Annotated in this window: 18 protein-coding genes; 16 read left to right on the top strand and 2 right to left on the bottom strand. The window is 49.3% G+C overall.

Annotation, left to right across the window (positions count from 1 at the left end; genetic code table 11):
* Nucleotide 1: 1 nt before the first annotated feature.
* From KQX66_RS01295 to nagZ, 16 genes are all read left to right on the top strand, one after another.
* Nucleotides 2–2740: a C39 family peptidase gene (locus KQX66_RS01295; RefSeq protein ID WP_216788840.1), complete on the top strand. Its 2739-nt coding sequence runs from the start codon at nucleotides 2–4 to the stop codon at nucleotides 2738–2740.
* Between the two features lie 20 nt (nucleotides 2741–2760).
* The gene (locus KQX66_RS01290) at nucleotides 2761–3360 is read left to right on the top strand and encodes a DL-endopeptidase inhibitor IseA family protein (RefSeq protein WP_216788837.1); all 600 of its coding nucleotides are present in this window, start codon (nucleotides 2761–2763) and stop codon (nucleotides 3358–3360) included.
* A gap of 133 nt (nucleotides 3361–3493) precedes the next feature.
* Nucleotides 3494–4792: a discoidin domain-containing protein gene (locus tag KQX66_RS01285; RefSeq protein WP_216788835.1), complete on the top strand. Its 1299-nt coding sequence runs from the start codon at nucleotides 3494–3496 to the stop codon at nucleotides 4790–4792.
* 24 nt (nucleotides 4793–4816) lie between these two features.
* A complete protein-coding gene (locus tag KQX66_RS01280) occupies nucleotides 4817–5965 on the top strand; it encodes a lysozyme (protein ID WP_216788832.1) in 1149 nt (382 codons plus the stop codon).
* Between the two features lie 25 nt (nucleotides 5966–5990).
* The gene (locus KQX66_RS01275) at nucleotides 5991–7181 is read left to right on the top strand and encodes a TcaA NTF2-like domain-containing protein (protein WP_216788830.1); all 1191 of its coding nucleotides are present in this window, start codon (nucleotides 5991–5993) and stop codon (nucleotides 7179–7181) included.
* Between the two features lie 242 nt (nucleotides 7182–7423).
* A complete protein-coding gene (locus tag KQX66_RS01270) occupies nucleotides 7424–7687 on the top strand; it encodes a TPR end-of-group domain-containing protein (RefSeq protein ID WP_216788828.1) in 264 nt (87 codons plus the stop codon).
* A 42-nt stretch (nucleotides 7688–7729) separates the two neighbouring features.
* On the top strand, nucleotides 7730–9130 hold the full coding sequence (locus KQX66_RS01265) for a contractile injection system protein, VgrG/Pvc8 family (protein WP_216788825.1): 1401 nt from the start codon (nucleotides 7730–7732) through the stop codon (nucleotides 9128–9130).
* 49 nt (nucleotides 9131–9179) lie between these two features.
* The gene (locus KQX66_RS01260) at nucleotides 9180–11366 is read left to right on the top strand and encodes a hypothetical protein (RefSeq protein WP_216788823.1); all 2187 of its coding nucleotides are present in this window, start codon (nucleotides 9180–9182) and stop codon (nucleotides 11364–11366) included.
* A 15-nt stretch (nucleotides 11367–11381) separates the two neighbouring features.
* A complete protein-coding gene (locus KQX66_RS01255) occupies nucleotides 11382–12473 on the top strand; it encodes an FG-GAP repeat protein (protein ID WP_216788820.1) in 1092 nt (363 codons plus the stop codon).
* Between the two features lie 360 nt (nucleotides 12474–12833).
* Entirely contained in the window at nucleotides 12834–13676 is an 843-nt protein-coding gene (locus KQX66_RS01250; RefSeq protein WP_216788817.1) for a hypothetical protein, read from the top strand.
* Nucleotides 13677–13769: 93 nt separating this feature from the next.
* The gene (locus KQX66_RS01245; protein WP_216788814.1) at nucleotides 13770–14156 is read left to right on the top strand and encodes a hypothetical protein; all 387 of its coding nucleotides are present in this window, start codon (nucleotides 13770–13772) and stop codon (nucleotides 14154–14156) included.
* Between the two features lie 377 nt (nucleotides 14157–14533).
* On the top strand, nucleotides 14534–15136 hold the full coding sequence (locus tag KQX66_RS01240; RefSeq protein ID WP_216788812.1) for a CbrC family protein: 603 nt from the start codon (nucleotides 14534–14536) through the stop codon (nucleotides 15134–15136).
* 174 nt (nucleotides 15137–15310) lie between these two features.
* Complete coding sequence (locus KQX66_RS01235) at nucleotides 15311–16645, top strand: extracellular solute-binding protein (protein ID WP_216788810.1); 1335 nt, start codon at nucleotides 15311–15313, stop codon at nucleotides 16643–16645.
* Between the two features lie 70 nt (nucleotides 16646–16715).
* Nucleotides 16716–18539, top strand: coding sequence for a cache domain-containing sensor histidine kinase (locus KQX66_RS01230; RefSeq protein WP_216788807.1), 1824 nt, complete (start codon nucleotides 16716–16718; stop codon nucleotides 18537–18539).
* 5 nt (nucleotides 18540–18544) lie between these two features.
* Nucleotides 18545–20197 carry a response regulator transcription factor gene (locus tag KQX66_RS01225; protein ID WP_216789671.1) on the top strand — a complete coding sequence of 551 codons (1653 nt, stop codon included), beginning with the start codon at nucleotides 18545–18547 and terminating at the stop codon, nucleotides 20195–20197.
* Nucleotides 20187–21794 (top strand): beta-N-acetylhexosaminidase, encoded by a 1608-nt coding sequence (nagZ, locus tag KQX66_RS01220; RefSeq protein WP_216788802.1) that lies wholly within the window; start codon nucleotides 20187–20189, stop codon nucleotides 21792–21794. Before KQX66_RS01225 ends, nagZ begins: the two co-directional genes overlap by 11 nt.
* A gap of 76 nt (nucleotides 21795–21870) precedes the next feature.
* On the opposite strand, the gene KQX66_RS01215 is transcribed toward nagZ, so the two are convergent.
* Both KQX66_RS01215 and KQX66_RS01210 read right to left on the bottom strand, forming a co-directional pair.
* Nucleotides 21871–22380: an MFS transporter gene (locus tag KQX66_RS01215; RefSeq protein WP_253956836.1), complete on the bottom strand. Its 510-nt coding sequence runs from the start codon at nucleotides 22378–22380 to the stop codon at nucleotides 21871–21873.
* 487 nt (nucleotides 22381–22867) lie between these two features.
* On the bottom strand, nucleotides 22868–25459 hold the full coding sequence (locus KQX66_RS01210) for an Ig-like domain-containing protein (protein ID WP_253956835.1): 2592 nt from the start codon (nucleotides 25457–25459) through the stop codon (nucleotides 22868–22870).
* Nucleotides 25460–25545: the final 86 nt, after the last annotated feature.

Genomic DNA, 25545 nt, shown 5'->3' with positions numbered 1-25545 from the left:
GATGGTGCAGCAGGTAATTGAAGCGACGCATCGTCGTTTGAAGATCAAGGCGCCCTATGAGATTGTGGCGCTGTTGGATTTTAAGTTGGTTAAGCAGGTTGGCAGTCATGGAGAAGTATACTTTAAAGCTGTCGTATCGGACGACCACCAGAAAAAGTTTGAAGACTTAGCTCAGTTTGACGAGAAGATCGAGGTGTTTGAGAAGGTTGATAATCAGGAACCTTGCTGTTTGTTCAAAGGTACCGTGACAGAGATGGAAATACGTTTTAGCAACGGCAACTATGTGATGGTTGTTCGAGGTTTGTCATCCTCCTATCAAATGGACAAGAAGGTGCGCAGCCGTTCGTTTCAAAATCGTAACATGACCTATGCGGAACTCATTCGCAAGGTTATCGGAAAGTACACCGGTTCGGATTTTATCGATTTATCGGCGGGCAGCAAGACGTTGGATGAATTTACGCTTCAATATGAGGAAACGGATTGGCAGTTTTTAAAACGAATGGCTTCCCGTTTTTATACCGATGTGGTCGCGGATGTCACCTCGGAGGAACCACGATTCTGGTTCGGCATTTCCCGGAAGGAAGTCAAGGGAACATTAAATAGAATGAATTATACGACCGGAAGACATGCGGCGGAGTCCGGTAAAGCGATCGTTAACGGTGACTGGGGGAAAGCGGACGAACGGGAGTTCATGTATTACGAAGTGGAGTCCGACCAGATTTTTGACATCGGGGATGTCGTACAGTTCAAGAACAAAGCGCTGGTCATCAATCGAGTGACTGCGAGCATAAAGAGCCAGGTGTTGAAGTACGATTATGTACTTGTCCCGGAAGCCGGTCTGAAGCGCAGCCGGACCTTCTGTCCTCAACTCTCGGGTACTTCGCTGGAAGGGAAAGTCAGTGAGGTGAAGGACGAAAAGGTTCGCTTGGATCTCAAAATAGATGAGGGTCAAACGCAGGAGAAAGATGCGTCCTGCTGGTTCCCCTACCCTACGTACTATACCAGCGACAACGGAATCGGGTGGCATTGTATGCCTGAACTTGGCGATACGGTGAGCTTGTATTTTCCATCCCGCGAGGAAAAGGATGCGGTCGTCAGTCATTCCCTGAGAAAGCATACAGCCGGAGGGGACAAAATCAACGATCCCCATACGAAGCGGCTTCGGACCAAGGGGAAGAAGGAGGCACGGTTTGATAAGAAAGAAACGGCGCTGGCAAGCAGGGAAAACCATCTCTTTATCAAGCTCAACGAAGGAACCGGAGCCGAATTGTACAGCAAAGGCACCATGCTTCTCACCACAGGCGAAGATCTCGTCATGTATGGCAAGCGTGTTGAGATTACGGCTGCCAAAGAGCTTAGCGTATCATCGAAGGCGAGTAAAATCCGGATGGACGGAGAGACCCATATTAAAGGAACCCGCGTTTTAACGGCCTCCATCCCCGACGAGGAGATCAAGGCTTATCAGTCGCTGCAGCAGGAGATGAGCGGGGGGAAGAATTACCCGGATTGGGCGCAGTCGCTCCTTCTCAAATACAAGGCGGACTACTACCGTGCCATGGCGGCCGGTGATGAGAAGGGCATGAAGGAAGCAGCCGAAAAGGCGAAGCATGTCCGTGACAAAGTTGACGAGATTCACGCGATGCCGACGTGGGCGCAAGCACAGATGAACGAGTATACGGAGAAGTGGTACGAGGCGAGTCAAGCGGGCAATAAATCCGTTCAAGACTATTGCCATGCGGCGGCAAACTCCCTCAGAGATAAGGTACAGATGATCGCTCTGATCCGAAACAGCTCGCCGGATTCGTACAAAGATGCCAACCGCTTGGAGGAATTAACACAGCAATATTCGGACGCTCAAAACAAGCTGACGCTGGACAGTACGCTTGCTATCTCCAAGAGTGCTGATGCGATTAGAGCAAAATACGGCGTGAGCCACCGCGCGGCGCGGGAGAATTTGAATTTGTTGGCCAAAAAATTCCCGAATGATTTTAAATATCAGTTAGATGTAAAAGATGAATGGGATTTCGCCTTGAAAGACGCGCTGAATGATTTTGCCGGTAAGTATGGGCTGACAGGAAGGACCCACACGAGGGAACTGTTGGAGGCTTACGTGTATCAGGTGGCAAACGGGATTCTGCCCTGGCCGAACCCGCATAGCAGCGCAGGCTCACCGCCTGCCACCAAGCCGAGTCCGCAAGGAGGGACCCCGCCTGCCAAGCCGGCACCGGGAAGTCCTGCCACTTCTTCTTCCTCGTCTAATGAAAAAGGTCAGGCTCAAAATAATAACGGTAAATTAGAAGTCGAGCCCGTCGCTCAGATTACCAAAGAAGGTTGCGCGATTGCTTCAATGGCGATGGTATTAAATTTCTATGGTGCAAATACTAATTTTAAAACAATTGAATCAAAATTCGTTAATTCAAAGTATTTGCTTGATTTTCCCGGGGCTGCTGCATCCATAGGTGCAAAGTATACTGAAGCCAGAAATTTGAACGAAGCTAAGGTTTTAGAAAAGGCGGTAGAGTGTTATCGGAATAAGCAACCCTTAATGATTCAAGTTGCTGGGACGTATAAAGGCACATCATATTCACATTTTGTTGTCGTTGTTGGCATAACGGGAGAGGGCAAGAAGGCTTCAGATATACAAGTCATTGACCCTAGTGGAGGTGTGCATACTACCTTGGATAAGTCTAAACATTATGATAAAGTTCCTGTCGTCAGTTGGAGACTGGTTACAAAATAAAAAATAGGAGTGGACACGCGTTGAAAAAATTATTTTTACTTCTTGTTCTGTTCATTGCTGTCTTGGGACTGACATCATGCAGTGACTATGCAAGTTCTGGAATTCCTAAAGAGGAAATAAATGGTAAAAATCAGAATGATTCAGAAAAAACGACAATAGCGCAGTTTGGTGAAAAAGAAGCTTTAGCCTTAAGAAATAAAGCAATGAATCATTACTTCAATGTGCTGGACGGTGGTAGCGATTGTAAAGATCAGCAAAAAAGTACTCCCGTCAGCGAAGATTATTTCTACAATTTTTGTGATGACTTGGACACTATCGATAAGTTGACGGTTTACCTCGAAGAGGTTTTTACAAAGGAGATTACTAGCGATTTTATTCGATCGTCTGATTATAAGATTATTAATAATAAATTATCATATCAATCATTAGGATGGGGCTCCCTAAACGACTGGGAAAAAGCAACTGTCAAGCTAGTAGCTGACAATGGAAACGCTAAGTCATTTGAATTTACTGTACCAAGTGCAGAGGAAAGCATGGGAGATACAATTATCAACATCAAATTTATCTATGTCTTACAAAAAGGTTGGAGAATTGCATCTCAACCTCGGAATATAATGTAATTCATAAATAGGGGAAGTATCAATGAAATGAATGATTGTTTAAAGATACTGCGAAATAAGATAGTTATTACTAACCGGATGCTGGAATGAAGAGGAGACCATCCCAAAAAGCAATTCGGCTAATCGTCCCGTTTTGGAGCAAACGCAGGTAATTGGTCCTACGAGTATTCCACAAGAGAAGCTATCTGATTGGCTTCTGTTCCGTGGGGATAATGATTATGAAATGATAGCTTACCTAAGAAATGCAGCAGGCGAGGAAAGCTTTGTGAATGTGGATCACTTTAGGAATTTTTATGCGATGGATAGCGTTGAGCAATCCTTGGGCGGAAGATCTGGTGTCGGCGGAATTTCTGAAGACGGAGGGAGAGTTTTGCTAACAAACTTTTCCCATCAAAGATCAAACATCGCTGCACAAATTTATAATCCTCTTACGCATCAAACTGAGCTGAAATTTGAATTACCTACTGATGAATATGCGTTGTCCCCCGATCTCAACCAATATTTGTTTGAGGAAAATGAGGACATTTATCTATTTCGAGCGAAGGAGAATGAAAAGACAAAACTACCTCTAGTTAAACGAGATATGTACTCGGTTGCTGGCTGGAGATTTTCCCCTGACAGCAGCGAACTGTGCTTTAGTGATAATGAGGGCAATATTGTTCTGTTTGACATCGCAAATAACAAAATCATCAAGAAGATAAACGTGAGTTCTAAAGATATCCAAATTCATCAATGGTTTGCTGAAGACAAGCTGATTTATACGGCAGATCATGCTACCACCTACTTATTGACAATTGAAAGCGAGGAACGGAAACCGCTTGGCAAGTCCATGTTATCTCCGGTCATTTCCCCGGGCGGCCAAATGCTCGTGTATACGGATCAAGATCGAAATGTTTTTCAATTAAACTTGCAGAACCAACAGAAGACGAAGTTCGAGGACGCGTTTCAACGGATTGGGTTTGAAGTGCATCCCGTGCGATGGATTCGCTCCTCTACGCCGTTCATGGAGGTGAAGAAGAGCACCCCTGTCAAAAGAGTCACCGCTTCTTCTACGCTGCCGGACGAGAATAAAATATCGTACAACGCAAATCAACTCACGGACGGGAATACAAAGACAGGCTGGTGCGAAGGCATGAAGGGGGGCGGGATTGGAGAAACCGTCACGCTCGAATTCGGAGAACTTCGAGAAGTATCCGGTATCAATCTCATCAACGGCTTGGCGCAATCGCTGCAAACGTTCAAAGCAAACAATAGAGTTAAGAGTCTGAAGGCTGAGTTTTCGGACGGAAGCTCCGAGATTCTGAATGCTTCTTTTGTGCAAATGAATTTTGGCAAGAAGGTCAAAACGTCGTTTATTAAACTTACCATTCTTGAAGTGGAAAAGGGAGACAAGTATTCGGATACGTGCATGTCGGAAGTGAGAGTGTTTTAAAAGTAACGACTAGGGGAGAGCGCAATGAAATGGAAGGAACCCACGTTCGGTCCGACACCGCTGTTGAAGGCCCTTATGGGTGCCAATGCCCGAAGAAAAGCACAAGCCGCCGATCTGGAGGCAGAGCAACAGAAGTTGAATCTAACCTATCCCGACTGGGCTAAGGACTGGATCAGGAAGTACAAGGAAGCTTGGTACATGGCAGAAGCGTGCGGTGACAAAGAAGGGATGAAAAGGGCAGCGAAGCTTGCCGAAGGGTTTCGAGACAAGCTGCGTGCCATGGAAAAGATGCCTCCGTGGGCGCAAGAGCAGATGCAGAAGCAGACGGTGCGTTGGATGGAGGCCAACGAAGTCGGGAATGTGAGAGAGATGAAGGCCGCGGGCGAAGCGGGACAAGGAATTCGGGATAAACTGATTATGATTGATCATATTGGTAAAAAATCGCTGGAGGATGCGAAGCGGTTAAATGACTTGACGGCCAAGTGGTATGCGGCGAACGATCGGGGAATCGTTGATGGGAAGAATATGAGTGACAAGCCCTCGGAGGTAAAAAAGGCAAAGGATAGTTACAGTAATGAAGCCCAGAAGCTTATGGCACAGTATCCTTTGCAGACCCCAACTCCAAAACCGCCAGCTCCTTCGCATCCAACTCCTGCTCAACCTGTTCCGGTACAGCCTCCTATAAATCCAAAGGAAATGAAGGTGAGCAAAAAGTTAGTTGACTTTGTTGCGAGCTGGGAAAGTTTTCGCCCTGAGGCATATCGAGGGAAAGACAAACAAAATTTAACAATCGGATATGGACATGTTATTCGGCCAGGTGAGGACTTCAGTAATGGAATAACCCAAGAGAGGGCCATAAATCTACTAATGGATGAGTTGAATGGCGAATATGCGGGTTATGTACGGGAATGGATGGACAATAGTAAAGTTTCTTTAAGCCAAAATCAGTTTGATGCCATGGTAAGTTTTGTATATAACGTTGGGCCTATTGGTGTTGAAATGTCCTATAGTGAACTGGCTATGGCAATAGTGAATAAAGCATCGAATGAACGACTAAAAGCAGAGTTTATGGATTGGAACAAAGTCAACGGTCAGCCTGTAAAAGGTTTAACGGATCGAAGAATAAGCGAGTATAACATTTTTGCAGAAGGATCTTATGTTAACCACAATTAACTCAATCGTGCGGAGGTACGACTAAATGAAACAACAGATATTTAGGGTATATTACTTGATTTTCATTTTATGTATCAGCGTTTGCGGCTACAGTTTTGCTGAGGAAAGTGAAACATTTGATCCGCTCAAACAAAATGCATATAGTATTTCCAGTACTAATACCTTTCAACCGGATCTGGAGAGGAGCTTTTACGGATCGTGGGTTATTAGCAAGCAAATCGCTAGTTGCCAAATTTCGGCAGCAGGGAAGGGCGAAATTCGAAAAGAACTTGGCGAAAAAATTACCTTTTCACCTGATAAAGTAAGGATAAACAATAGTACTCTATCTCACCCCAAATATACCATGAACGTCATTTCAGATGTAGAATTTTTTAACAGGTGCTACACTAACGCCGAAAAAGTGGGTATTCGTGGGAAAATGATCACAGAAGTAGAAGTAATGGATCAGGAAGCAAAGCTTCTCCAGGCAGATTTATTCATTAAAGATCAAGATACCCTGATCTATCTTACGAATAAAGGGATTTATTATGAACTTCAACGATTGCCGAAGGTGGGAACCCTAGAGAATCTTAGGGAAAAGGGTATGCAAGTCATCGATAACCAGTCTTTTCAAGTCGAACTGAATCACTGGGGAAAAGTAAAATTTATTTCTGGTAAACAACTTGAGGGTAGCGAGTTAAAGGCCTCATTTTATTTGGTAGATGAGAACGAAATCATTTTATACGAATTTCCCGAATTTTATGGTAATGACAGGACATCGTTTGAAGGGATTCGAGCTGTGTCATTTAAAGATGTGGACCAAGATGGTTTAAAAGACATTATTATCATTGCCGAATTTAGTACCGGTATTGGAGAGAGTGGAAACATCCCCTTCCCGGTTGCGGGCATCTATTTTCAGAGAGACAACGAGTTTGAATCCATCCCTCAATTGGACGAAAAGATAAACCTAGTCCAACAAAATGAGAATGTAGCTGCGATATTGGAATTTGCACAGGGCATTTCCTTAGATGATATCAAAAAATTGAGCACAACCAAAGCCGATGACTACGAAATCGGTTTACTGATCACAAACTACGAGCAACGGCTTGTTGAAGCTATAAATACCCATGATTTCTCAACAGTAGAGTATCTATTAATACCGTATAGCCCTTTATATGAAGCGCAGAAGAAACTCGTTGAACATTTGGTAACAAAATATACAACAGGAGTACAATAAAATAAGTAAAGAGGCAGGTGAGATGGCGATGTTTACTGCGAATATAGTAATTTTCTTGTCCCTATCCGTTCATTCGCTCCAATATGCCGGGGATTTGCGTACGGAGACTCCATTAAATCAGTCCTCGTTACTAACATTCGCATCCGCAGCTTCGGTTCCGAGCGAATCTAAACTAACCGCAAAATCCGAGCTTCACAATTATTTAAAGCAAGGGGATTTGCTGATTGCATCGGATAAATTCGATGAAGCTATGCAAGCTTACGATAAAGCTTAAGGCGATCCAGACCCTTGGCAAGGCAATAGGAGTAATTCTCTTTGAAGAGCTAGATGTAATATATTATGAGAAAGCTATGATCTATGCTGCTGACTTCAATGACGCGGAGAAAGCTATCGAAAATTTAAAGCAATGTCTGGAAATCAATTGGAACTACATAAAAGTTGCGGGGGCAGAAGAAAAGTTTATAAGTCTGAAGAAGCTGAGGGAATTTCAAATGCTTTTCGAATGACCTCACGCGGAAATCAAGCTCAATAAAAAAGGAGCGGCGAAAATGGAACCCATCATTCGGATAAACCAAGATGCGATATCGCTAAGAAACCCGAAGGTCCGCATCGTTCAGCGGCTCAATGAGCACGCAAGAGCATATTTTACAGGGGTTATCAAGAATGAAATCAAAGAGCGCTACGTGGACATGGCAGACGCCTCCACGACGGTGGAGATTTCTTATCAGGACGATGATAAAAAGCTTGTTCATCTGTTTAGAGGACGTCTTATGAATATTCGAGTGAGAGCGACGGCGAACGTATACTATATCGTCGGCGAAGCCGTTTCCCATACCTATGACATGGACATGAAGATCGACCGCAGGCCGTTTCAAAACCCAAAGTTGACATACAGTAAACTGGTCGAACAGGTGCTGGAACATCACAAGGGAGCAAATTGGAACAGCAGCCTGGATAAGACCAAGGAGCTTCAAAAGTTTACTATGCAGTATGACGAGACGGACTGGGAATTCCTGAAACGAATGGCATCCCGGTTTCGCTGGGGACTCATTCCGAATGCGACGGCAACGAAGCCGCAGTTTTATTTTGGCCCTCCCCAAGGCGTGGACAAAGGGGAGTTGACGAGCTTCAACTTTTCCGTTACACGTAAAATGGACTCCGGGATGAAAGATGGAGCAAAGAGCAACTTGTTATACTATAAAATCTATAGCAGCGGTAAAAAATCTGTCCTGCTGAACATCGGGGATTTTGTAACCTATAAGAACAGATCGTTGTATGTACTGCAATCGATTTCCGTTATTCATCATGGCGTACTCAAGCATGAATATGTGCTGACCACTTCCGACGGATTGCAGCAAAAGCCTCTATTCAACAGCGAGATTAAGGGCATTTCCCTGAAAGGCAAGGTACTCGCTGTAGAAGAAGACCGGGTCAAGGTGCATTTTCACGAAATCGATAAGAATAAGCCTCCTATCGCGGAGATTTGCTCGTTTCCGCATGCGACGTTCTATACGGCTGAGGGGGATACAGGTTGGTATTGTATGCCGGAGATCAACGATGAAGTCAATATTTATTTCCCTTCGGACAAGGAAGAGGAAGCTATCGTGACGCACTCCATTCGCAAGAAAGAAGAAGAAGGAGACCTGATCAAGCAGCCGGAAGTTAAAATTTTTATGACCAGACACCGGAAAGCAATCGCATTTACGAACAATGAAATTTTGATCACCGGAAAAGACGACGAAGTGCTGATTCGCTTAATCGACGACCACGGTATCGAAATCCACAGCAAAAAAGACATTCGTATCAAGGCCGAAGACAATTTGTTGCTTCAAGCCGGAAATACGGTACAAATCTCGGCTCAAAATACGCTGGGCTTGAAATGTAAAACAAGTTTGCTCGAGTTAGACGGAGACGTGAAGATTCAAGGAGAAAAGGTAAAAACGAACTAATGGCATGGCAGCATGCGTGGCGTATCAAACAGAGCGGGGAGGGAGTCGAGTGGCGAAAGCTACGACAGGCGCTCAGGTTCTTGGGAGCGAGCCGGCCATAGAAGAACTCATTGCGGAATGGAAACGAAGCATGAAAGAGGGGAAGGACCCGTTTATTATTATTCCAAACGGATGGGATACTCCCGGGGAAGGCCGGCGAAAGGCTGGAAACAAAAAAATATTGGAAGCCAAACAGAAGCGGGCGAAAGCGGATGCCGAAAAGGATGTTTTTAAGCGGAAGCAGCTTGTGGAGGAAGCGGATAAGTTGGCGGCGGAAGGCCGCAAAATGGGTGGAAGCATCTCTCGCGAGATAGATCTGGAATTGGCCCAGAACATTGTGGCCAACGAGAGGATATTGGATGCGAGAACGGCCTGGCTGACAGCCGATAAGAGAGGAGATGAAGTCGGGAGAAGGAAAGCGGAGCAGGAGGCGAGGGAGGCTCGCAAGGCAGGCGGTACGATCCCGAACTGTGATTTGGATGAGATGAAACGGATGATCGGCAACCAGATGATTTTATCATCCAAGATCATGTGGGCGGAAGGACATAAGGATCAAGATGCAGCGAAAAAAGAACAAGCGGAAAAACTGGCGGCTAAAGGCCGAGCCATGGGTGGAACAATTACATCGGATGATGATCTGGAAGATGCGCAGCAAATGGTTGCCAATGAAATGATCTGGGGCGCCAAGCAAATCTGGGATGACGCGCAGAAAACGGGAGGCGATGCGAGCGGAGCCGTAGCCAGTGCAAAATATGCGCGCGAGAAAATGGGCGCAACCATTACAATTGATCATAGCACCGAAGAAGCGGGGAAAGTCGTTGCCGACAACCGGAGTCATGCCGCAAGCAAGTACTCCAACTCCAAGGGCAGAGCATGGAACGGGATGTACAATAAGGCAGATTGGGAGAACCAGGCCGAGCAGTTGTATGAGCAGGCCGGCAAACCGGGCGGCGACAAGTGGGCCCAAGATCAATTGCTTTTAGCGGAGAAAATTTTATACGGTCCCCCGAAAGAAGCGGAGTCGGCGAAGCAGAAGTTTGATGAAGCGATGAAACAAAAGTTGGAGGAGGCTGCAAAGCCGAACGCTACACAAGGGGCTACTAAAAATCGTGCCCAAACTGGCGGTTACGAGAAGTTTTTGGAATTACTTGCTTACCATGAATCTAGGGGGTTTGATGATCCATATAAAGCCGTAAACAGAGCGAACTATTTAGGAAGATATCAAATGGGCGAATACGCACTAATGGATGCCGGATTTTACAAAGGTGATAATAACCCATCAAAAAATGACTTTGTAGGCGAGTGGACGGAGAAAGCAAAGAATTACGGTGTCACAGATAGAGAATCGTTTTTGAATAATCCTAAAGCTCAAGAGATTGCAATAAGAGACTACCATAAAAAACAATGGGATTATTTGGAGAAGTATTCAAAATATATTGGCAAAGAAGTAAAAGGAGTCACAATAACCGCGTCCGGACTACTTGCCGGAGTTCATCTTGTTGGTCCGGATGCCGTCAGGAAATTTTTTGAAACAGACCAAATACCAGCGGATGGTAATAAAACACCTATTACCACTTATATGAAAGATATGGGAGGGATTAGTCTTAAAGACCTTCTAGGCCATGACCCTGATTTAAACAAGCTTTCTCAACCAAGCAAAACTGATAGTCAGAAGGTAACAGTGATTGGGAATAAAGGGAAAGAACAATATCATGTAAATGAATCAGAAGTGCCTAAGAAGCTAATTGATATGAAGAAGCAGGATTTAAGTGATACACACATTAAATTAACGTTAGTATCAAAGTCTCCTTTTGTTCGGCAAGCTTCATTCGATGCGTTAGTCAGATTAGCCGCGGATTATTACAAAGCGACTGGCGAAGGAATAAGTATAACTAGTTTATATCGAGAGAACGATCCCGATTGGCATGGTACTGGTTATGCCATAGATATCCAAACTGTTCATGCAAGTATAAAGGGGAAAGATGGTCTCTTGCGTTTTCCCGAAGGAAGTAAAGAAAAAAAGAACTTAGAGATACTTATTATGTGTGCTATTGAAAATGGTTTTAATGGAATTGGACATAGTGACATTGATGTAATTAATAAAGTAAAGACTACCTCAGTAGTGAAAGAAAAGAGTATATATTTTTTTAGCGATAATAATCACAAGCATCATGTTCATTTATCTTTTGTGCAATAGAATACGAGGTGAATCATGAAAAAAGCTGAAACATTTAGGAATTCACTATTGTTAACCAAGATTTTTATTTTTCTATGTGTGCTTTCCATAGGATGTAGTAATGAAGCCAGCCCATTAATAAAAAATGAGCAAACAGATGTATCAAATATTACTTCATCTGCGCAAAAAACAATTGATTCTGTGAATACTTCTATATTCGATCCCCGAAAAATTAAAGTGGGTGACAAAATAGGAAAACTGACAGTGGAATCATACGAAAGGATAATGACGGATGTTTTTAATGATGCAGAATATGTGACTCAAGCTTTCATCCAATTTTCAGGTGAGGTCAAAGTAACTGGTTCCTTCAAACGTCATCCTTTGGATCGAGAGTACTTAGCTGGTCAAGTTGTATTCCAAATGGATGATAATGTGGATTTCCCCAGAATGAAAATTAGGGATAAACCACAAGAGCTTAGACAGGATGAGTGGGTGGTATTAGCCTCAGATGATAAAGAGATGAAGCAAAAGTTCGGACCTCCTGGCTCAGAAGGCAAAGCAACAATAATAATTTCTAACTATAGAGTACAATATGGTCATACTGAGATTTCCGATTCTGCGCGACTGCGCGAGGTAATCAGCATCGAAAGAAATAATAACAAAGAGCCACTTAACGAAAAATCAATTGTAAAATGGCTCCGTTTTGATCAAGAGGGGCATTCTACAGAAAGGAAATTAATCAAAGAAAAATTTGCATCGGAAATTGAAGAAATTGAGCGTGGGGATCATGGCAATGTAAAAAAAATTGGTATCTCCATCTCGTCGGAGGATTTGAACGGCGATGGGAAAAATGAGATCATCGTAGCACTTATGCATCCTTACTTTAGCGGCTATCAAGCAAATAGTCTATTATACGTATATACTACAAAAGATGGAAAGTTGGATCAGGAAATATCTTTTAATAATGCCAATATTACAATAGGTGAGCGAGGCAAACAACAAGATATGGGTATTATAGATAACCCTGAATCCGAGTGGAAGGATATTGTGATAAACGATAATTTGTGGAGTTGGGACGGAGAAAAGTACGATTTGATTAAAAATGATTTTTTGACCGTTAAAAAGTGATACCGTGTATTGCGATAGGAGGAAGTTATATATCGATGAAACGGGTTTGCCGAAGCGGATTTCGCTAATCTTCACTCCTAGTTGCCGCCTTTTATCAGCCAGAATCCGTCTACAATTCAGGCGACGATTAACGGGGAACAGATCAGATTGAGTTTGTGAATAAAAGATTCATGCAAGGTTCGTCTCGGTAATCCTTATTACGGATGCCAAAGTGCACGCCGGGGAGTGTGACATCTGCTGAAACAATTTGCTTTAGCTATTTCCATATTTTTCTCCTTGCTCTTGGTGTCGTGCAATGCAGTTCAACACCAAGAAACTACGATTGCCAGCCCTCACGTAGAGCGGAGCTCAAGTGAGCCATTGCCGCCCCAAAAAACGGAGTCTGGTAACAACAACATTGCGGTCGAAAACCTTGAAGTGAAGCATGTAGAAGCATTACGACAGAGCTCTGAACCAGTGGTGGCAAACCCATCCGTCCTAATGTCTTCTGATCCCTACAAAGCTCTCGAACTAATCAATAAGAAATTTACTCAGGTTATTCCAAACAAAATAGAGGAATTTAAGAAGTCTATCGAAAAATATGAAAATCACAAAAGCAATTTCAATCTGATCGAAGCGATTATCAGCGGCAGTGTTTTTAATGGATATCAAATCATCGACGAAGAGACGGCCTCTTGGGTTACCAAGCAACAAAAGTATTTAGCTGAACAATTGGATTCCTTTTCCTTGGTGTATTCGGATACTTCGTCAGAAGGCATCCAGTTTGTGGCAATTGTCCAACCGCAAATGGGCAACAGCTCTAAAAATTACCGGGAGGCGATTGGGCAACTGAGGGGGGATGAGAAGGAGATGGACGTATTGTCCGATATTGGATTCGAGGAGCCTGATCATTATTTTGCGGTAGACATCTTGGCAAAAGATTTGCTGGACATCCATGAGCAAATTGAGATTACGGATATGTATTTAACCGTCGAAGGGGGAGAAAGGATTCCTTATATTAAAGAAAAAAACGAAAGCAAGGGATTGCAGAAAGTACTAAGTATGTACAACAGGGAAGTTAACGCTTCGAGCTTGATGAAGAAAAATGATTGGAACCTTTATCTTTTCAAAGACCCGATCGTTGTTCCCGAAACGATCGTAATTGAAGTAAAAGGCATGTCAGAAAAGACAAAGAAAATAAATTTGAAAAGGACCGCATTTTAGAACTGTATTGAGTCAGTCGTTTACAAGCTTAGGGGATCAATTATTATATTTGATAGATTTTGAGACATGACCTTCTTATACACGAGGTACATCATGCGAAGACCTAAGACAGCGAGATCTTTATTGTTTTTCGTGCTGATTCTACTTTTTTTACTGGCATTTTCTGTGGGTTGTAAAAATGAGTATGGTTTTACCAAGAACGATGAACAGAATTCAACAACGATCAATTCCAAGATGCGGCAAGCGAATTCCCTTACGGACACTTCACCTGCATTTGACCCCCGCAAAATCAAGGTCGGAGACAAAATAGGAAGCATTGCCGTGGTATCTTACGAAAGGATACGGACGGAGCTTTCTAACGAGGGAGAATATGTGGCTCAAGCCTTTATCCAATTTACTGGCGAAGTTGAGGTAACAGGCACCTTCAAACGTTATCCTTTAGAGCGGAAATATTTAGATGGTGAAGTCGTATTCGCCTGATACGATTTACGTCCGTGACAACGGCATGAGCCGCTATGGTGCAGGCGTTTTCGTTAATGGAGAATACAGTAAAAAATGAAAATCGGATTCAAACGAACGGAGCGCGAAAGTGCAATAAAGGCAGGAGCTCACACCACATGAAAGGAATTGAACCGTATAAGTCCCACTAAAGCGGACATGACATTGGAAGCAGCCGGTTTAGGCATCATCATCTACTCGCCCTATGCCGTATCGCATATTCAAGAAGGCAAAGATGATTTGACAACGCGGTACCTTTCTGCTGAACAGGTAACGGTGTTCCGATGTTCGAGTAACGCAAGCGTAGCGCGTAACGAGCTCAACTGATTAACGATCAAACAGAGAGGACAGAACCTGTAATGTGCAAAAATGCGATCGACGAGAACTTGCCCCATTTCAAATATCATCCCAACGCTTACCGGCTCGGACTGTTCAAGCAAGGTCCTACACGTCGTTGTACGGTTTGCAACCAGGATACGAATTATGTTTACTCCGGACCGTTTTATTGCATCGATGACGTAGACGCGATCTGCCCATGGTGTATCCATGACGGACAGGCCGCCAAAAAGTTTAACGGCACTTTTCACGGAGCGGTCGAGTATAACAGTGGTTTGTTGTCGGTCGTCTTTAACGACGATACGAATCAGTACATGTATTCTATGGGCAATGAAGAAGTTGAACCTATCCATGATCAGTCGTTGCACGAGCTGTTATTTCGGACGCCGAGTTATTTATCCTGGCAGGAGCCTCAATGGTTGAGGCATTGTGACGATTTTTGCGCGTTTATCGGGGATTTGGACCAAGACAAATGGATGGACCTCAAGGAAGAACTGCAAGAGGAAATGGAACGGCTGCAAGAAAGTTGCGGGTTATCGCTGAATCAACCCGCTGACGATACTTGTCTTTATCTATTTCAATGTCCCACCTGCGGAAAGTACAGGCTGCATGCCGATTTCTCGTAACGCTCCCGCCCCTTTCCTCTTCACTTTTCCCCGCCGCCGTGGCATACTCCAAATATACCCAATTCATTAGACGAATTTATCCCCCTGTTGTGAAAATCAAACCCTGCCGTCCGCGGCGGGGTGCGTACTATAATCGAGATTGGATAACTGGCGATTCCCTAAGGAGGGGTACGGATGATAAACAAACGGCGGCCACTCCAATTGGCCTCGCTGCTGTTATGTTCGGGCTTTGTCGCCGGGTGCGGTAAGATCCAGGTGCCGACCCCTGCGGGAGGCGATCAAGCCAGCGGCATAAGGCAGGCGAAGCCGTTCACGGTCTCGCTGCGGCATACTCAGGTCCGTGACGATGCCAGGCTCAAACTGAAGCTGCTGGAGGACGTCGCCAAAAGGATGGAAGCCGCCGTTCCCGGGCTGACGGTGGAACTGGAGGGCATCGAAGACAAGGTGAACCGCTTCGAGAAGCTTCCGGCCGAGATGGCCGCGGGCTCGCCGCCCAAAATATTCGACCTGTTCGGCGGCTCGGATACGCAGAAGTATGTCAAAGCCGGACGGCTGCTGGATTTGACCCCGATTTTGGAGGAGATGAAGCTTAAGGACCGCTTTTTCGATTTGGACGAGTTCACGGTTGACGGTAAAATTTACGGACTGCCGACGGCGTCCTTCGTGGAAGGCGTGTACTATAATAAGAAGATATTTAAGGAGCTGGGGGCAGAAGTACCCAAAACATGGGAGGAGCTCATCGCCATCGCGGAGAAGGCGAAGGCCAACGGCATTACGCCGTTTGCGCTTGCCGCGGCGGACGGCTGGGTGATCAACATGCTGATGAACACGCTTTGGGTGCGTACGGCCGGACCCGATTCCGTCGAGGGCTTCGTCAGCGGATCGCGCAAATGGACCGATCCCGACGTGCTTGACGGCTTCAAGCGCTACGAGCTGTTCGTCAAAAGAGGCTACTTCCAGGAAGGCAGCCTCGGTCTTAAATATGCGGAGCAGCAGTACAAATTCCGCGCGGGCAACGCGGCGATGCTGTTCGACGGGAGCTGGGCGAGCGGGGCGATTGCTGATCCCCAGTGGTCGAAGATCGCGAACGATGTCGGCTTCTTCAACTTCCCGGATACCGGAGGGAAGGGCGACGGCTGGATTAACGGCAGCTACTCGAACGGCTACGGCTTCGCCGCCAACCTCAGCGAACAGGAGAAGGAAGCCGCCAAAGCGTTCATCCGCATTATGTACAGCGACGAAATGCAGCGGCGCCAATTGAAAGAAACCGGCGTCCTGCCCGCCATGAAGTTGATCGATCAGTCGGGGTTCTACCCGATTGTGGATGAAATCATGCAGACGACCCGGTTCAAGCAGTTTCCGGCATTCGATGCGGTCGTTCAGGCCAAAGTCCGCGAAGCGCTCGAAACGGGCATGCAGGAGTTTGTCGGCGGCAAGCTGACGGCGGAGCAGGTCGTGGAGAAGCTTCAGCGGGTGCAGGAAGCGGCCAACAAAGAAGCGAAGAGATGACGCGGTTCGCCGGAAGAGCGGCAGCATAGTGGCGAACCCTTCGGCATAAGAAAGGAACGACAGGCATTTGATGAATCTTCGGAAAAAAGTGTTTTTGGGGTTCATGGCGTTTATCGTGGCACCGCTGTTCGTGCTCGGAACGATCACGTATTTGCTGTCGCAGAGCATCATCCAGCAAAACTATGCGGAGCAGTCCGAATTTACGCTGAAGGCCGTCGGCCGCAATATTACGTACGTGCTGAAGGAAGCGAACTATTTCTCTCAAGCGTCGATGCAGCGGGAAGACATCCAACGGATGCTCGGAGCCAAAGACGGCGTCGATGCCGTCACCCTGACCGAATACGACCGTTTGCTGCAGCGAACGTTTCTTTCCTATACTCCCGCTTACTCGGTGACGCTGTACGATTTTGAACGGCAGTCGTTCAGTCAGGGCAAAATCGGCTACAGGCCGCTTTCGTTCGCCGAGCTTGCGAAGCTGCCCGTGTTCGGCGAAGTGATGGCCCTGAACGGCGTGCCTCGCTGGATCGGCCCGCATGAATTCGAGAATTGGACCGGCAATAAGCCGCTATTTACGATGATCCGCGTGATCAACGACACGTATACGCTCGACAACCGCGGGATTTTGCTGCAGCAATTTCAATTCAGCGAGCTGAACCGCATTTTCAACTATTTCGGCACCAGCCACAGCAACGGCGTCCGGTTCATGATCGTCAATCAGGACGGGCTGATCATGGTGGACAACAAGGATAAGCTTTCGGGGCAAACGCTTTCGTCACACATCGACGGCTCGATTCATCTGGGCGGGGAATACGAGAGCGGCAAAATGAAATTCGACGGCGTCGAAAGCATCGTCTCGGTGCATCATCTGGATTTGGACGAATTCGGCAAAATGAATTGGAGCGTCGTCTCCGTCACGCCATGGGCGTATTTGTCCGGACGCTCGATGCAAGTGATCCAATGGATCGGCGCGATTACGATCTTGTCTTTGCTCAGCGCCCTGCTGTTCAACATGCTGTTCGTCGGACGCATAATCCGCTTTATTTTGTACATTGTGAACTCCATGAAAAAGGTGGAGATCGGCGATCTCGGCATCCGCGTCGAAGCGAACAGCAAGGACGAGACCAGCGCACTGGCCCGCGGCTTCAACAGCTTGGTCGAGCGGATCAGCACGCTGCTGGAGGACGTGAAGCGGGAGCAGGAGCGGAAAAACAAAGCGGAGCTGATGCTGATGCAGGCGCAGATCAAGCCGCATTTTCTGTTCAATACACTGGAGTCGATCAATGCGCTGGCGGCGCAAAACGAAGGCCGCAAGGTGAGCCGGATGGTCCAGCGGCTAGGGACGATTTTACGTGTCAGTTTTTACCATAAAGAGGAAATTCCGCTGTCGATGGAAATCGATCATGTGCGCAATTATTTGGAAATCCAGAAATACCGTTTCGAAGATTTATTCGAATATGAGATCGACGTGCCGCCTGCGTTGTTTTCGACTCCGATTTTGAAGCTGACGCTGCAGCCGCTGCTGGAGAACAGCATTCAGCACGGCTTCGAAGGGATGGAGAGCAGCGCGGTAGACGGCGATCCTGATCGGCAGAAGGGCTTTTTGTGGATTGCCGCGGAAGAGACGGAGGACGCTGTCGTGTTGTGGGTACAGGACAACGGAGCCGGAATTCCGGACGACGTGCTGCTTCGTCTGCATGGAACGCCGGGGAGCAGGTCCAGCGGCTCGGCGGAAGCGGGTGCCCCGATGCCGGAGGAGCGGGTCGGGCTTGGCATCCCGAATGTGGCGGACCGCCTGCGCATCCATTACGGCAGCCGCTACGGCATGATGATTTGCAGCCGGCCGGGCTTCGGCACGGTCATTCGCTGCACGATACCAAAACGAACAACCGGGTGATCGTGATGAAAATCAAAGCCATGCTGGTGGACGACGAAATCAATATCGTCCGCAATCTGGAGAAGGTCATTCCCTGGGAAGCGATGAACATCGAGCTGATCGGCACGGCGGCCAACGGGGCCAAAGCGCTCGATCTGGCCCGCGAAGGGAAGCCGGATCTCATCCTGTCGGATATCCGCATGCCGGTTATGGACGGCATCGAGCTGCTGCGGCAGCTGAGAGAGTCCGGCTACGAGGGCGAAATTATTATGCTGACGGGCTTCCAGGAATTCGACTATGCCCGCTCCGCCGTCAAGTATGGCGCGCGCGACTATATCCTGAAGCCGATCGATTACGAAGAGCTGCAGCTGGTCATCGAGCGGACGGCCGCGGGCATCCGCGAAATAAAGATCAACGAGCTGAAGGAAACGGCCAAATGGCGGGAACTGTCCGAGCTGGCTTACGAAAAAATTTTGCTCGATCTGCTGATGGACTATACGTCGTTTCCGCTGCACCGGCTTCGCGAAGAGGGGGACCGCTCTTGGCTCGACCAGCGCTATTGGATGCTGCTCGTCGATCTGGACGACTATTCCCAGATTGCGCGTCAGGACGAACGGGAGCGCAAGCTTGTGCATTTTGCCGTGCGCAACGTGCTGCAGGACGCGCTTAGCTCGGAGCTTGCCGAATACGCGGTGCTCCTGACGCGGGAAGGGGAATGGTGCGTGCTTATTCCGCTTCCGGTGACAGGGCTGCCGGCGGCATCGATGGCCGCCACCGCCACAGAGCGGCTGAGGGCATGGTCGGAGCAGGTGCAGCAAGCGGTGGAGCGGTACGTCAAGCTGTCCGTCAGCGTCGGGGTGTACCCGTCGCCGCTTGCGGCGGAGGAGCTGGCGGACGCCTACCGCAAAGTGCAGCGCGGCCTCCAGCTGTCGCTGGAGAACCGGCATATTCTGATTCACGAGCAAACGGCCGGAACGGATGCGACGGGCAGCTCGTTCTGGGGCTTGGCCGACGGTCTCGCCACCGGCTTGACGCAGGGAGACTCCGCCAAGATCGAGCAGACGCTCGAGGAGCTCGGCCGCAGCATCAAGGAGGCCGGCGGCCACAATTCGATGCGGGCCGAGCAGATGCTGCATTTCCTGTGCCTGCACTTGCTGCGGGAAATGCGTTCGGTCGGGCTGCTCGGAAGCTCGCAGGAGCAGACCGTCTGGGCCAAACTGGAGGATAGCTTAAACGTGAAGGAACTTGTCGAATGCGTACACCTGCTTATCCGGGAATGCCAGCAGGTGAGCACGGGCCGGCGCAAATCGCCCGAGCTGCTCATGGCTTCCGCCCGGGAGTACATTCAGAAGCATGTGGCCCGCGATCTGGGCGTAGAGGAGCTGGCTCAGCATCTGGGCATCAGCAACAGCTATTTCAGCCTGCTGTTCAAGCAGCATCATCAGGAGACGTTCCTCGAATACTTGACGCGCGAACGGATGGAGCTGGCCAAGTCGTTGCTCCTCCACAGTGACAAGAGCGTTACCCAAATCGGCAAGCTGGCGGGCTACGTGGAGCGGCGGTATTTTACGAAAGTATTTCACAAATATGAGGGAATGACCCCTACCGAGTTTCGGGAACGGGCCAAGCCGGGCGTGACGGAGCTTGAGACAGAGGAGGAAGTGACAGATGGTGTCTAAAGGAATCGGGGAGCTGACGCTCCGGCAAAAAATCGGTCAAATGCTGATGTGCGGTTTTCACGGCACGGAGCCGTCGGAAGATATCGAACGGCTGATCCGGGAGGAGCATCTGGGCGGAATCATTTATTTTCGACGCAATCTGACGGAGCCGGCTCAAGTAGCGAAGCTGTCGGCATCGCTGCAGCAGCTGGCGCTCGCGAATGGGGGCGTGCCGCTTCTGATCGCGATCGATCAGGAGGGCGGGATGGTGATGCGCATCGATCAAGGCGTGACGCCGATCCCCGGCAGCATGGCGCTGGGTGCGACCGGTGATGCCGAGGCGGCTTACGAAGCGGCCAAGGTCACGGGCAGCGAGCTGAAAGCGATGGGCATCAATATGAACTTCGCCCCGTGTCTCGATATTAACAACAATCCGCTGAATCCGGTCATCGGCGTCCGTTCGTACGGCGGGGATGCGGAGACGGTCGGCCGTCTCGGCACGGCGGCCGTGCGGGGCTACCAAGAAGAGGGCATCGCCGCGACGGTGAAGCATTTTCCCGGCCACGGCGATACGGGCGAGGACTCGCATACGGCGCTGCCGGTCGTGCCGCATCCGCGGGAGCGGCTGGACCGTTTGGAGCTTGCGCCGTTCCGCCGGGCGGCCGAGCTTGGCGTCGATGCGGTGATGACCGCGCACGTGCTGTTCCCGGCCGTAGAGCCGGAGCGGCTGCCGGCGACGCTGTCACCCCGCGTCATCGACGGGCTGCTGCGGCAGGAGCTCGGCTACGACGGCGTCGTCGTCACCGATTGCCTGGAGATGAACGCGATTGCCGAGCATTACGGCATTGCCGAAGGCGCGGTGATGGCCGTGGAGGCGGGGGCGGACCTCGTGCTGGTCAGCCACCGGATCGAGCGGCAGCAGACGGCGCTGGACGCGCTCGTGCAGGCGGTGGAGAGCGGCCGCATCCGCGAGGAGCGGATCGACCGCTCGGTAGAGCGCCTGCTGGCGCTCAAGCGCCGCGTCGCGTCGGCAGCAGCTGCGGGAGCGGCGCTGGCGCCGGGCGCGAGCCTGGCGACCGAGGCGTCGCAGCGGCTCGCAGAGCGCATTGCCGAGCGCAGCGTGACGCTGCTGCGGGGCGAAGCCGAGCTGCCGCTCGACCCGGCGAAGCCGGTGCTCGTCGTCTGGCCGGAGGTGCAGGTCGGCACCGAGGTCGACGAGGTACTGGCCCGCCGCGAGACGGCAGGCTACTGGCTGACGCAGCTGAATTACCGAATGCGCGAGGAGCGGATCGGTGTGCAGCCGACGGCGGAGGAGCAGGCACGCGTGGTTGAGCTGGCCCGTGACGCGGAGCAGATCGTGCTTGTGACCTACAATGCCTCGTTCTCGCCTGGGCAGGTGGAGCTTGCCAAGGCACTCGCGGCGCTGCCGAAGGCGAAGCTGGTCGTTGCTGCGGCGCGCAATCCGTTCGACATCAGCGCTTTGCCCGCGGGGGTAAAAACCTACCTCGCGTGCTACGAGAATACGCCGTTCGCGATGAAGGCGCTGGCCCGCGTACTGGCCGGCGAGCTAACCGCCCAAGGCAAGCTGCCGGCGCCGCTGGAAGCGTCCGAAGGATAAATAGCTAAAAGCTATTCCTCCCAAGAGAAGATGGGGGAATAGCTTTTTTGCTTTTTCGGCCAGAGCCTTCTACAAGCTACTTCAATCGCAAGGTCAGGAGAAAAGTAACCAACAAAATGAAGCAGCCGGCAAGGAATGGCAAACTTAAGTTCACATCGAACAGCAGCCCTGCCATAGACGGCCCGAGAATATTGCCGAGACTGATGTACGCGTTGTTCATCCCGGCTGCGGCTCCCTGTTCGTTTCCCGCCATCTTGGATATCCGGGTATTCAGGGCAGGACGCAGCAAGGACATGGCAAAGAAAATGCAGGACGTCACCAGAAAAATCGTCCAAAAGCTTCGAACCATCAGAAGAACCGCAAAAGCGAAAGAGGTGAACAGAAGTGACGCTTGGATGACCCGCTGTTCACCGAACATTTTGATCACTCTGGCGACCAGCAATGCCTGCATCCCAACCCCAATGACCGCACCCGCCGTCAAAATGACGGAGATCGCTTGGGGCGTGAACTGAAAGCGGTTCGTGACGTACAAGCCGAATACGGATTCGAAATTGGCCAACCCGAACGTCATCACAAAAACGATCATATGCAGGGCCGCATAGTTGGATTTCAGCGAGTCGGCGTACGGTCGGCATAGAGATCTCCTTAGGGTGCCCGTGCCGAAGCCGGGGATTTTTAAGCAACCGGAAGTTAGAAAGCAAGCGCATGGCCGAGGTTGGAAAATAAAAAAGCCTCCTTATCCTTTTTCCGGATAGGAGGCGCACATGCGAACACAAATAAAGTACACGGCTTCGTCGGCAAAGCAAAGCCATGTTCTTCATTTGTATATATAAAAAAGCCCGCACGAATCCTATCCAGAAAGCTCGTAAATGATTACGATCGTTTCTTTTTGGCATAGGATTAGTGGATCATTGGCTTTCGGTCACCCTTTCAGCGTATATTGCTTTTACCTTAGCATAGGGGAACCGGAACTCCAAGGCCCTCAAATCGATATAACTAATTTTTCGTTCAACAAAAAAACAACGTCCGGTTCCCCTGTACAGAGGTTCCGAACGTTGTTCTTATTTTACCGGTTAGTTTACAGTCACAAGAATGGTCGTTTTCTTGCTTGCATAGCCAACGGTGATGGTGGAGCGTCCTTTTCCGGTCGCTTTAATCACTCCGTCTTTCACGTCGGCTACCCGAATGTTAGTGGAACTCCAAAGTCCGGATACGGTCACGTCCAGATCCGAGCCGTCCATAAAGGTCGCTATCGCTTTGACATTCAGCGTTTCGCCCGGCTTCATATTCGCGGTAACGACATCCGTCTTCAAATATTTGAGACGGTCGATATCGACCGGAATCGAGACGCTTTTACCATTGAAGGTGGCGGAGATGGAAGCACTGCCGGAGGCTATTGCTTTCACCAGACCGTTCTCCACCTCAAGAACTTTGTAGTTGGTGGATTTCCACTGGGCTTGCGACGTGACGTCTTTCGTCGTGCCGTCCGCCATCGTGGCCGTTAGCTGAACCTGGAACGTGCCTCCCGTTTTCATCGGAATATAGCGCTTGTTCGGCACCAGGTCCGTCACGGAACCGATCTCGACCGGGATCGTTACGGTTTTTCCGCCGAATTTGGCTGTGATGGTCGTTTTACCACGGGCCAGGGCGGTTACGACCCCTTTCTCAACCTGCGCGATCGTCGGGGTCACCGAGGTCCATTCTGCCGTGCCTTCCACATCTTCGGCTTTGCCGTTGGCATCGGTGGAAGTCAGCTTGATCGTGCGGGTTTCGCCCAAGTCCATCTGAATGGAAGCCGGGCTTGCTTTCAGCGTGCTGGCCATATCGACTTGCACCGTAATCGTCACGGTTTTCGCATCGACTTTCGCGGTGATCGTCGTTTCACCCGAAGCGAGCGCTTTGATCGTGCCTTCGCTGACGGAAGCGACTGCCGGATTGGAGCTCGTCCATTCCGCATCTTGCGCTACGTTGTTCGTCTTGCCGTCCGTATACGTTGCATCCAATTTGATCGTCCGGGTGTCGCCTTTTTTCAGAGCGAGACTCGTTGCGTCAGCAGTCAACGTTTTCAATACGCCGACGGACACTTGGATGGTCGTCGAGCGGTTGCCGAACTTCGCGGTGATCGTAGCAGTACCTGTGCCGATCCCCGTAATCATCCCGCCGCGCACTTCGGCGATTTGGTCGTTCGAGGACGTCCACTCGGCTTTTTTCTCCAGACCGTCTTCATTTACGCCGTCCGGGTAGACGGCTTTCAGCGTAATTTGCTCGGAATCTCCGATTTGGAAATTCACTTTCTTCTTGCTCGGTACGAGTACGTTAGGAATATCGACCAGCACTTTGGCGGTTACGGTTTTTTCGCCGTATTGGGCTGTAATCGTCGCTTCGCCCGCTTTCACGGCGGTGACTTTGCCGTTAATGACGCTGGCGATCGTTTCCTTATCGGAGGTCCACTTCGCTTGACTGGTCACATCTTCACTGCTGCCGTCGGCGTAGGTGGCGTCGACCGTGAGCTGCTCCGATTTGCCCGAATTCAAAGTAATTGTGTCTTTGCTCAGCTCCAGGCGGCGGGGTACGTCTACGTCGACGACGGCGGTCACGGTTTTCTCGCCGTATTTGGCGGTGACGGTCGCTTCGCCCGTTTTGTTGGCGCTGATTTTACCTTTGACGACATAAACGATCGTATCGTCGGAGGACGACCACTCTGCGCGATCGGTAATATCTTCCGTATTTCCGTTCGGATAGGTGGCGGTCAATTTCAACTGCTCGGTCGTGCTTTTCTTCATAAGAAGATTTTGCTTGCTCAGGTCGAGCTTGATGGCGTTGTCGACGTCCACTTTAATCTTGGCCGTCTTCGTTCCGTAGGTGGCGGTAATGTTCGCCTGTCCCGGACCGTAGCCGGTAATTTTGCCTTTGAGCGCATCGGCGACATCCGCATTGTCGGACGTCCAGTCGGCGCTTTCCGTCACATCTTCCGTCGTTCCATCCGGATAGGTGGCGAGCAGCCGGATCGTTTCCGATTGATTCAGCAGCAGCGAAACCCGGGATTTGTCGGCATCGACGCGTTTGACCATTTCGACGGTCAGCGGAATCGATACCGATTGATTGCCGAACTTCGCCGTAATCGTGCCGGAGCCGGAGCCTTGAGCGGTCACCTTTCCGTTAAAGAGGGTGGCGATGGTGCCGTTGTCGATGGTCCATTCCGCTTTCGCGGTCACATCTTCCGACGTGCCGTCGTCGTAATAAGCTTTCAGCGTAATTTGCTCCGCTTGGCCTTTGCGCAGATCGATTTTTTGCTTGTCTTTGATGAGGGATTTGACCCGCTTGGTCACTTTTACTTTGACGGGAACTTGCTCCGTCATATATTTGGCCGTAATGATCACGTCGCCTTCCGCTTTGGCCGTAATGACACCGGCGTACACCGCGGCGATGTTCGGGTCTTCGGAATTCCACTCGGTTTTGATCGTTACCGTTTCCGTCTTTCCGTTGTCGTAAATCGCAGTGGCTGTCAGGTTGGCGGTGCTGCCCACGTCCAGCGAAACTTCATTTTTGTTCAAAACCAGCTTCGTGATGACATCCGCGGCCGATGCGCTCATGACGCCAAAACTGCATGTGCTCAAGATAACTGTAAGCAACAACAAGAACACTTTTTGCATTCTAAAGCGCAAGCTTTTTCACTCCTATTCCGTTTGTATTCGTCTGGTCAGACAATGGTACATATATCGGCATATTCGGCCAAAATCTTTAGACTTTT

The sequence above is a fragment of the Paenibacillus oleatilyticus genome, from assembly GCF_018998565.1.
In the GTDB taxonomy this organism is placed as follows: Bacteria; Bacillota; Bacilli; order Paenibacillales; family NBRC-103111; genus Paenibacillus_G; species Paenibacillus_G oleatilyticus.
Note: the sequence above shows the minus strand (reverse complement) of the source record. Positions and strands in the feature narration are given on the sequence as shown.